The organism is Brevibacillus formosus, from assembly GCF_003013405.1.
Lineage (GTDB): Bacteria > Bacillota > Bacilli > Brevibacillales > Brevibacillaceae > Brevibacillus > Brevibacillus formosus.
On record NZ_PXZL01000036.1, the window covers coordinates 24,213 to 34,033 of the forward strand.

Annotated in this window: 9 protein-coding genes; 7 read left to right on the forward strand and 2 right to left on the reverse strand. The window is 49.7% G+C overall.

Translation table 11 applies throughout. The annotated features are described in order from the left end of the window. The first annotated feature begins 15 nt into the window (after positions 1-15). The 6 genes from C7R91_RS26615 (at position 16) to eno (ending at position 7,394) form a co-directional block, all read left to right on the forward strand. Positions 16-1,380, forward strand: coding sequence for a Na+/H+ antiporter NhaC family protein (locus tag C7R91_RS26615; RefSeq protein ID WP_047069689.1), 1,365 nt, complete (start codon positions 16-18; stop codon positions 1,378-1,380). Between the two features lie 19 nt (positions 1,381-1,399). After that, positions 1,400-2,404, forward strand: a complete 1,005-nt coding sequence (gene gap / locus C7R91_RS26620) for a type I glyceraldehyde-3-phosphate dehydrogenase (protein WP_047069688.1) — start codon at positions 1,400-1,402, stop codon at positions 2,402-2,404. Positions 2,405-2,501: 97 nt separating this feature from the next. Then, complete coding sequence (locus tag C7R91_RS26625; protein ID WP_047069687.1) at positions 2,502-3,686, forward strand: phosphoglycerate kinase; 1,185 nt, start codon at positions 2,502-2,504, stop codon at positions 3,684-3,686. A gap of 21 nt (positions 3,687-3,707) precedes the next feature. After that, a complete protein-coding gene (gene tpiA, locus C7R91_RS26630; RefSeq protein ID WP_047069686.1) occupies positions 3,708-4,466 on the forward strand; it encodes a triose-phosphate isomerase in 759 nt (252 codons plus the stop codon). Between the two features lie 12 nt (positions 4,467-4,478). Next, a complete protein-coding gene (gene gpmI, locus C7R91_RS26635; protein ID WP_047069685.1) occupies positions 4,479-6,020 on the forward strand; it encodes a 2,3-bisphosphoglycerate-independent phosphoglycerate mutase in 1,542 nt (513 codons plus the stop codon). Positions 6,021-6,107: 87 nt separating this feature from the next. After that, complete coding sequence (gene eno, locus C7R91_RS26640; RefSeq protein WP_047069684.1) at positions 6,108-7,394, forward strand: phosphopyruvate hydratase; 1,287 nt, start codon at positions 6,108-6,110, stop codon at positions 7,392-7,394. A gap of 83 nt (positions 7,395-7,477) precedes the next feature. Here eno and C7R91_RS26645 read toward each other — a convergent pair whose 3' ends face one another. Beyond that, on the reverse strand, positions 7,478-8,242 hold the full coding sequence (locus tag C7R91_RS26645) for an SDR family NAD(P)-dependent oxidoreductase (RefSeq protein WP_047069683.1): 765 nt from the start codon (positions 8,240-8,242) through the stop codon (positions 7,478-7,480). Positions 8,243-8,354: 112 nt separating this feature from the next. Between C7R91_RS26645 and C7R91_RS26650 the strand changes: the two genes are divergently transcribed. Further along, positions 8,355-8,765, forward strand: a complete 411-nt coding sequence (locus tag C7R91_RS26650; protein WP_047069682.1) for a MerR family transcriptional regulator — start codon at positions 8,355-8,357, stop codon at positions 8,763-8,765. A 77-nt stretch (positions 8,766-8,842) separates the two neighbouring features. Here the strand turns inward: C7R91_RS26650 and C7R91_RS26655 are convergent, their stop codons facing one another. After that, entirely contained in the window at positions 8,843-9,670 is an 828-nt protein-coding gene (locus C7R91_RS26655; RefSeq protein WP_047069681.1) for an ABC transporter ATP-binding protein, read from the reverse strand. Positions 9,671-9,821 lie beyond the last annotated feature (151 nt).

The following is a 9,821-nucleotide window of genomic DNA, read 5'->3' on the forward strand; positions in this document are numbered from 1 at the left end:
AAGGAAGTCGGTCGCATGTCTATCACATCGGTAACACCCATCTTGGCAATGATCGCTGGCATCATTTTGAGCCTATCGCTCGGTTTTCCGATCGCATGGGGGATTGTTTTTGCGATCTTGGTCACACTGGTTAGTGTAAAAAGATTGGGTTATCCGTGGAAGCAGCAGTTCGTGTTTGGCTGGGAAGGTGTCCAAAAGGCAAAGCCCGTCCTTACGATTCTGTTTTTAGTAGGACTCTTGATTCCGCTACTAATGATGGGAGGAACCATTCCCGCCATCATTTACTACGGATTATCGATTGTGAATGTCGAGTATTTGTTCGTTCTCTCTTTTCTGTTAACCGCAGGCGTCAGTTATTTATTGGGTACATCAATCGGTACGCTGAGTACGATTGGGCTGTCCTTGATGGGCATTGCACACGCAGCAGGGATATCACCTGCGATTGTTGGAGGTGCGCTCATCTCTGGAGCGATGGTGGGGGAACGTTTCTCGCCGATATCCAGCAGTCGATTACTGGTGCTTTCCAATGTCGGAATGACAGAAGAGCAGGAAAGAAGATTACGGCGCCCTGCTTTGCTTACGGTAGCGATTTGCGCGTTACTTTTCCTGATCCTTGATCTGTTTCGACCTCAGGCGAACTCGACGGATACCATTCAAATGTACCAAGAGCTGTTGGTCAGGTATTTCTCGGTACATTGGAGCTTGATGCTGCCGCTCGTCGTATTAATTGCTTCTTTTGCACTGAGAGTAAAAGCGGTGAAGGCATTGTTTTTCGGTATCGGAGCCAGTGCGATTTTAGTCGGGATCAATGGGAATTTGGATGTGAAGACGTTTTTTACATCGATGCTAGTTGGATTTGAGCTTCATTCAGGAACGCCGCTGGATCAACTGGTCCATGGGGGCGGGATGTTCGCCATCTTCAGTGTTCTGGCGTTAATCATTCTCGCCGGCTTTTTAAACGGCATTTTGAACAGAGCCAATTTATTAACCCCCATCGTAGACAAAATGATGGGCCATACAAAAAATAAGACGGTATTGGTAGCGAAAGCAGCGGCATTGTCGTTGTTAGTGGTCATTATCAGCTGTAATCAAACCATTCCGATTCTGGTTCTCGGTTCGACTCTTCTCGGGAGGTTCTCCCAATGGGAGGGAGGGCGCGAGCTGTTGGGCAAGACGATGCTGGACTCCACAGTTGTCATGCCTGTACTGATCCCGTGGAACGGTCTCTCGATGATGATGGCGTTCACGTTAGGTGTTTCGACGCTCCAGACGCTGCCCTTTGTGTTTTTCCCAATCTTATTACCGATTGTTACGATATTGTCGACCCGCTGGTTTTCGCCAGAGGGCAGGTTTCTCGCGATGAAGAATAAAGCTAGCTAATGAGCAGGAGGTATACATTATGGTAAAAGTAGGTATTAACGGATTTGGTCGTATTGGTCGTAACGTATTTCGTGCAGCGCTGAACAATCCGAATGTAGAAATCGTGGCAGTCAATGACCTGACAGATGCACATACACTGGCGCACCTTTTGAAATATGACTCTGTTCATGGTGTTCTGAACGTGAGCGTTGAAGCTTCCGAAAACACGCTCATCGTTGACGGCAAAGAAATCAAGGTATTGGCAGAGCGCGACCCAGCTCAACTGAAGTGGGCAGATTACGGTGTTGAAATCGTAGTGGAATCGACTGGACGCTTCACGAAGCGCGAAGATGCAGCGAAGCACCTGGAAGGTGGCGCGAAAAAAGTCATCATCTCCGCTCCAGCAACAAACGAAGACATTACAGTCGTAATCGGTGTAAACGAAGACAAGTACGATCCAGCACAACACACTGTGATCTCCAACGCATCCTGCACAACGAACTGCTTGGCGCCGTTCGCAAAAGTTCTGAATGACAAATTCGGCATCGTACGCGGATTGATGACAACCGTTCACTCTTACACCAATGACCAACAAATTCTCGATCTGCCGCACAAAGATTTGCGCCGTGCCCGTGCAGCTGCGGAGAACATCATTCCAACCTCTACCGGAGCGGCAAAAGCAGTAGCACTCGTACTGCCTGAGCTGAAAGGCAAGCTGAATGGTTTCGCTATGCGCGTACCAACTCCAAACGTATCCGTAGTGGACTTGGTAGTTGAGCTGAAGACAGACGCAACTGTTGAAGAAATCAACAACGCTCTGAAAGAAGCGGCAGAAGGCCCGCTCAAAGGCATTCTCGGCTACTCCGAAGAGCCGCTCGTATCCTCTGATTACAATGGAAACCCTGCATCCTCCACAATCGATGCTTTGTCTACAATGGTGCTAGAAGGAAACATGGTGAAAGTCGTTTCCTGGTACGATAACGAGTGGGGTTACTCCAATCGTGTCGTAGACTTGTGTCATTATGTTGCACAGCGCGGCTTCTAACACGTAAAATAGAACTGTTGTGGAAAAAGGGAGAGCAATCTCCCTTTTCCCATATCTTTTTTCCGAATAAAAAGCCAATGATTTGGGAGGATCGTTCATGAACAAGAAATCTATCCGCGATGTTGAGCTGGCAGGCAAGCGCGTATTCTGCCGTGTCGACTTTAACGTGCCGATGCAGGACGGGGTAATCACCGACGATACACGCATTCGTGCTGCTGTACCAACCATCCGTTTCATGATGGAGGCAGGAGCCAAAGTAATCCTGGCGAGCCATTTTGGTCGTCCTAAAGGCCAGGTAGTGGAAGAGATGCGTCTTACTCCTGTCGCAGCCCATTTGTCTTCGCTTTTGGGCAAGGACGTGCGTAAGCTGGAGGATTGCCATGGTGCTGACGTAGAGGCGGCAGTAGAACGGATGGAGTCTGGCGACGTCATACTGTTGGAAAACGTGCGCTTCCATGCGGGAGAAGAAAAGAACGATCCAGAACTGGCAAAAAGCTTTGCGGCCTTGGCTGATCTGTTTGTCAATGATGCATTCGGAACAGCTCACCGGGCACATGCTTCTACAGCGGGAATCGCTGAGTACATACCAGCAGTTGCGGGCTTGTTGATGGAAAAGGAAATTCGCTTTATGGGCGGAGCCTTGTCCAATCCGGAGCGTCCGTTTACAGCGATTGTCGGCGGTGCAAAAGTAAAAGATAAAATTGCTGTCATTGAAAATTTGTTGACCAAAGTCGATCACCTGATTATCGGCGGCGGTATGGCGAATACATTCCTCAAAGCACAAGGTTATGGCATTGGTGCCTCTCTGTGTGAAGACGACAAGCTCGACCTCGCACGTACGTTGATGGATCAGGCAAAAGAGCGCGGCGTTCAATTGCTGATGCCAGTTGATGTTGTAGTAGCTGACCGTTTTGCGGCAGATGCAGAAAAGCAGGTCGTGGCAATCGATGCGATTCCAGAGGGCTGGATGGCACTCGATATCGGTCCAAAAACAGTGGAACAGTACCACAGCGTCATTGTAGATTCGAAAACGGTTGTATGGAACGGTCCGATGGGCGTATTTGAAATGGATGCTTTTGCAGGCGGCACGATTGGCGTAGCCAAGGCAATGGCAGCATGCAGCGGTACGACGATCATCGGTGGCGGTGATTCCGTAGCAGCTGTGGAAAAAGCAGGCGTAGCCGAGCAGATGACACACATTTCTACAGGCGGCGGAGCGTCTCTGGAATTCATGGAAGGCAAGGAACTGCCAGGCGTAGCTGTGTTGGCAGATAACAAATAAGAGCGAAGAGGGGGAGTTTGCATGCGAACACCAATTATCGCGGGGAACTGGAAGATGTTCAAAACGATGGCCGAGGCAAGAGCGTTTGCGCAGGAAGCCAAGGCAGGCAACAATACTTCCGGGGTACAAAAAGTCATTTGCGCACCTTTTACAGCGTTGGCTGCACTTAAGGAAGAGCTGGCGGGCACGGATATTGCCATCGGCGCGCAAAACATGCATTTTGAAGAGCAAGGTGCTTATACAGGTGAAATCAGCGCGTCTATGCTGAAAGAAATCGGTGTGGACTACGTGATCCTTGGTCACTCCGAGCGCCGTCAATATTTCAATGAAACAGATGAGACGGTGAACAAAAAGGTTGTAGCCGCATTAGCAGCAGGTCTCGTACCGATTGTGTGCGTAGGCGAGAGTCTGGAGCAGCGGGAAGCGGGCGAGACAGCTGATGTAGTTCGTGCGCAGACAGAAGGTGCCTTTGCTGGAGTGGATGCTGCACAAGTGGCGGATACCGTTATTGCATACGAACCGATCTGGGCGATTGGTACAGGCAAATCTTCCACGGCAGAGGATGCGAATGAAACGATTGCTATCATTCGCAGTGTAATCGGAGAACGCTTCGGACAAGCGACAGCCGAGAAAGTGCGCATTCAATACGGCGGAAGCGTAAAGCCGGAAAACATCGCAAGCTACATGGCACAGCCGGATATCGACGGAGCATTGGTCGGTGGAGCAAGTCTCGTAGCGGACAGCTACTTGCAGCTTGTGGCAGGAGCTACGTCTCGATAGGAGGAGAAAGCAATGGCACAAAGACCAAAACCGGTTGCCCTTTTGATTTTGGATGGTTTTGCTCTGCGGAACGAAACGCATGGAAACGCAGTAGCACAAGCCAACAAGCCGAATTTTGACCGTTACTGGAACCAATACCCTCACGCGACACTGGAGGCAAGTGGGCTGGCTGTTGGGCTGCCAGAAGGACAGATGGGGAACTCAGAGGTAGGCCATCTCAATATCGGGGCAGGGCGTGTCGTTTATCAGGATTTGACGCGCATTACCAAGTCGATTCAAGAAGGCGCTTTTTTTGAAAACGAAACACTGGTCGCTGCTTTTCAGCATGCGAAGCAAAACGGCAAGCAGCTCCATCTGTTCGGGCTTTTGTCCGATGGTGGTGTACACAGTCACATTGACCACCTGTTTGCGATGCTCGAGTTGGCGAAAAAGCAGGACTTTGCAGATGTGTTCATCCATGGTTTCCTCGATGGCCGCGATGTATCGCCTGACAGTGCAGTGGGTTATATCGAACAGCTGCAAGCCAAAATCGCAGAGATCGGCGTTGGCCGCATTGCTACCGTACAAGGTCGCTACTATGCAATGGATCGGGATAAACGCTGGGATCGGGTAGAGAAGGCGTATCGTGCCATGGTGTATGCAGATGCTCCGGCTTATCGTGATCCGGTTCAGGCAGTAAAGGAATCCTACGAAAAGTCCATTATGGATGAGTTCGTCATGCCAACCGTGATTCTTGATGAAGACGGAAAACCAGTGACAACCGTTCAAAGCGGCGATTCGATTATTTTTTATAATTTCCGCCCGGATCGTGCGATTCAAATGTCGCAGGCATTTACGAATGAAGATTTCCGTGGCTTTGACCGCGGAGATGAGCGCCCGCGCGATCTGCATTTTGTGTGCCTGACGCATTTTTCCGAGACGGTTGACGGGTATGTCGCTTACAAGCCTTCCAATCTGGATAACACATTGGGAGAGGTGCTTTCCCAGCACGGCTTGAAGCAGCTGCGCATTGCCGAGACGGAGAAATATCCGCATGTGACGTTCTTCTTCAGTGGCGGTCGTGAGAAAGAGTTTCCTGGTGAGAAACGCATCCTGATTCCTTCGCCAAAAGTGGCGACGTACGATTTGCAGCCGGAAATGAGTGCGCCAGAGCTGACAGACGCTGTTGTCGCTGAGATCGAGGCAGACAATTTTGACGCGATCATCCTGAACTTTGCCAACTGCGACATGGTTGGTCATTCCGGGATGATGGAGCCAACGATCAAAGCAGTCGAGACGGTGGATGCATGCTTGGGCCGAGTCGTGGATGCCATCGTAGCAAAAGGTGGCGTAGCTGTCATCACAGCTGACCACGGCAACGCGGATCTGATGCTGGATGAAGCGGGACGTCCGATTACTTCACACAGTACGTATCCGGTGCCTGTAATCGTTACAAAAGACGGGGCTGCTCTTCGCGAAGACGGTATTTTGGCCGACTTGTCGCCAACGCTTTTGGAGCTTTTGGGGGTAGTACAACCGGTTGAAATGACAGGTAAATCGTTACTTGCAAAATAGGCTTCACTGGGACACACTGTAAGGGTAGCTTGACGTTTAAATCGAAATAGATTGTAAGTGCACTTGAAAAAAGGAGATGGACGAGAAATGGCAATGATTACTGACATTTATGCACGCGAAATTATGGACTCCCGCGGCAATCCAACTGTAGAAGTAGAAGTGTATCTCGAAGATGGCTCGATGGGTCGCGCAGATGTTCCATCTGGAGCGTCTACAGGTGCTTATGAAGCAGTTGAGCTTCGCGACGGTGACAAATCCCGTTACTTGGGTAAAGGCGTTCTGAAAGCCGTAGAAAACGTGAATGACATCATTGCTCCTGAGCTGATCGGCATGGATGCCCTGGATCAAGTCGGCATCGATATGGCGATGATTCAGCTCGACGGCACGCCAAACAAAGGCAAGCTGGGCGCAAACGCGATTCTCGGCGTGTCCATGGCGGTAGCACGTGCGGCTGCAGATTCTCTCGGCGTTCCTCTCTACAACTACCTCGGCGGCTTCAACGCGAGAATGTTGCCAGTTCCTATGATGAACATCCTGAACGGTGGTAAGCACGCAGACAACACTGTTGATATTCAGGAATTCATGGTCATGCCAGTAGGTGCTACTTCCTTCAAGGAAGCGCTGCGCACAGGTGCGGAAATTTTCCACTCCCTGAAAAAAGTATTGGGTGAAAAAGGCCTCAGCACAGCAGTAGGGGATGAGGGCGGTTTCGCTCCAAACCTGAAATCCAACGAAGAAGCGATCACAACTATTTTGGATGCGATCAAGGCAGCAGGCTATGAGCCAGGCAAAGACGTGTTCCTCGCGCTGGACGTAGCAGCTACAGAAATGTTCAAAGACGGCAAATACCACTTCGAAGGCGAAGGCGTTGTGAAAACAACAGAAGAAATGATCGCGTTCTACGAAGATCTGGTAAACAAATACCCAATCATCTCCATCGAAGACGGTCTGTCTGAAGACGACTGGGATGGCTGGAAAGCACTCACTGACAAGTTGGGCAGCAAAGTTCAGCTCGTAGGTGACGACTTGTTCGTAACGAACACTGAGCGTTTGGCTCGCGGAATCGAGACCTCTACAGGTAACTCCATTCTGGTAAAAGTAAACCAAATCGGTACGCTGACAGAAACCTTCGAAGCAATCGAAATGGCGAAGCTGGCTGGCTATACTGCGGTGATTTCCCACCGTTCCGGTGAAACCGAAGACTCTACAATCTCTGATATCGCAGTAGCTACAAATGCAGGTCAAATCAAGACTGGTGCGCCTTCCCGCACGGACCGCGTAGCGAAGTACAACCAATTGCTGCGTATTGAAGACGAACTCGCTGATACAGCTCGTTTTGGCGGTCGTTCTGCATTCTACAACCTGAAGAAATAAGCAAGTATGATGGATAGATAAAAGAGCACGCGGCAGTCCAGGACGCAAAAAAGTCCGGGACTGCCGCTGTTCTTTTTGTCGGATTAAAGAAACATGCCACCGGAAGCCTCGATTCGTTGCGCGTTCACCCAGCCCATTTCGTCCGTGCACAATGAAGCGACAACACCACCAATATCATCAGCTCTCCCAACCCGGCCTAACGCTGTTTGCGAACCAATAAAGTCATGTATATCCTGATTATCCCGTACTGCCCCTCCCTGAAAGTCCGTAGCAATCGCTCCCGGGGCGATCGTATTAACCCGGATGCCCCGTTTTCCCCATTCCTTTGCCATATATCTCGTCAATACTTCGACGGCGCCTTTCATGGCGGCGTATGCTCCATAGCCGTCAAGTGCAAACCGGGTCAATCCAGTCGAAATATTAATGATTCGTCCATCATCAGAAATACGGGGCAATAATTTTTGTGTTAAGAAAAATACGCCTTTGAGGTGCACGTTTACCAAGCTGTCAAACTGTTCCTCAGTAGTAGCCGAAAGTGGAGCGTTCACTCCGAAACCAGCGTTGTTAATCAGAACATCGAAATGCTCTGTACTCCATTTTTCTTTCAGTACATCGGCAAGGCGGGATGCGAACCTTTCGAAAGTGGATACGTCACCCGCATCAAGCTGCAGGGCGGCAGCTTTTTGACCATTCTCCTCAATTTCTTTGATTGCCAATTCCGCTTCTTCCTTGCGAGAATGATACGTCAGGATGACATCAAATCCTTTTCGAGATAGCGCGATAGCTGAATTTCGCCCTAGCCCGCGACTACCACCCGTTACCAGCGCGATCTTTTGTGTTTTTTTCATACCAATTTATCCCCTTTACGTTATGGTTGGACCACTTGAATGGTTGTAAACATGTGATCTATAGTGAGCATAAAGGTTAAAGTTTACTTTAAGTCAAGGGGGAGTGAAAAGCATGTTTTACACGATTAAGCAGGTGGCTGACAGATTCGGCCTACCCGCTCATACATTGCGTTACTATGACAAAGAAGGCCTGCTACCCTTTGTCTCAAGAGACAAAAACGGCAACCGTCTCTTTAGTGAATTGGATCTCAACTGGATAGCCTTAATCTGCTGCCTTAAAAATACCGGTATGCCCATTAAAGAAATCAAGGAATACAGTGATTGGTGTAAGCAAGGTAGCCAAAAGTTGGAGGAGAGAAAAGCACTCCTAATCGCTCATCGTGAACAAGTGGAAAAGCAAATCGAGGAATTCCAGAAAAACCTTGCGCTCATCGATACGAAGATAGCAACCTACGAAGATCCCGAATTGGTTAAAAAAATGGACGAGCAAGCGACATTGGCTTTGCAGCAACTTTCCCGTTAGCTTCCTGAAGAACGTTTTTGCCTACGAAAAAAGACTGCCCATACGACTCGATGGACAGTCTTTTTGTTGTTTGGAGCTTATGACATGGCGAATGCTTTTTGTTCGGTCGGCACAGTGCCCAGACGGCTTTTACTGTACGGGATGCACATAGGAGTTCCGTACAGCGGGTCTTGCGTAATTTGGCAATCCATATCGAAAACCGTACGGACAAGGTCGGTCGTCAGCACTTCGTTCGGAGCGCCTTCTGCCACGACAGTCTGATTGTGAACGGCAACGATATGATGGGCATAGCGGCAAGCCAGATTCAGATCGTGGAGAACCATGACGATGGTGCGCTGTTCCGTTTGATTCAGTTCGAACAACAGGTCCAAAATCTCAATCTGATGCGACATATCCAAATAAGTCGTAGGCTCATCCAGCAAAATGGTTTCGGTTCCTTGAGCGAGTGTCATGGCAATCCAGGCGCGCTGGCGTTGGCCGCCAGAGAGGCTGTCGACGGCGCGGTTAGCCATTTCTGTGAGTTGAGTAGCTGCCAATGCTTTGTTGACCATCTGCTCGTCTTCTTCAGACCATTGCTGTAGCCAGTTTTGATAAGGATAGCGTCCTTGTTTGACCAATTGCAGAATCGTCAACCCTTCTGGTGCGGATGGGCCTTGAGGAAGGATGGCAAGACGTTTGGCTACCTCTTTGGTAGAGCGTTTTGCGATCGATTCTCCTTCAAGCAGGATGGCGCCTTCCTTTGGTTTGAGTAAACGTGCCAGAGAGCGCAGCAACGTCGATTTGCCACTGCCATTACTGCCAATGAAAACTGTGATTTTTCCACGCGGGATGTTTAAATCTAACGCTTCAATGATATTGCGTTCTCCGTACGATAACGTAAGCCGTTGGGTTTCCAAAGCTTGCATATGGTCTGGACTCCTTTCAAACGCATAGGAAGTTAAAAAATATTTTCAGGGCCGCATGTGGCTGCGGTAGGGAGAAGAATATTTCCGGTCTAGGCTCAGTGCTCCGTCCCGCTGAGGGTTGGGACTGTCCACTCCGAAGGGATTCGCGGGG

Coding starts and splice junctions, on each gene's coding strand:
- C7R91_RS26615 (WP_047069689.1), top strand. CDS start 16: ATGTCTATCACATCGGTAACACCCATCTTGGCAATGATCGCTGGCATC.
- gap (WP_047069688.1), top strand. CDS start 1,400: ATGGTAAAAGTAGGTATTAACGGATTTGGTCGTATTGGTCGTAACGTA.
- C7R91_RS26625 (WP_047069687.1), top strand. CDS start 2,502: ATGAACAAGAAATCTATCCGCGATGTTGAGCTGGCAGGCAAGCGCGTA.
- tpiA (WP_047069686.1), top strand. CDS start 3,708: ATGCGAACACCAATTATCGCGGGGAACTGGAAGATGTTCAAAACGATG.
- gpmI (WP_047069685.1), top strand. CDS start 4,479: ATGGCACAAAGACCAAAACCGGTTGCCCTTTTGATTTTGGATGGTTTT.
- eno (WP_047069684.1), top strand. CDS start 6,108: ATGGCAATGATTACTGACATTTATGCACGCGAAATTATGGACTCCCGC.
- C7R91_RS26645 (WP_047069683.1), bottom strand. CDS start 8,242: ATGAAAAAAACACAAAAGATCGCGCTGGTAACGGGTGGTAGTCGCGGG.
- C7R91_RS26650 (WP_047069682.1), top strand. CDS start 8,355: ATGTTTTACACGATTAAGCAGGTGGCTGACAGATTCGGCCTACCCGCT.
- C7R91_RS26655 (WP_047069681.1), bottom strand. CDS start 9,670: ATGCAAGCTTTGGAAACCCAACGGCTTACGTTATCGTACGGAGAACGC.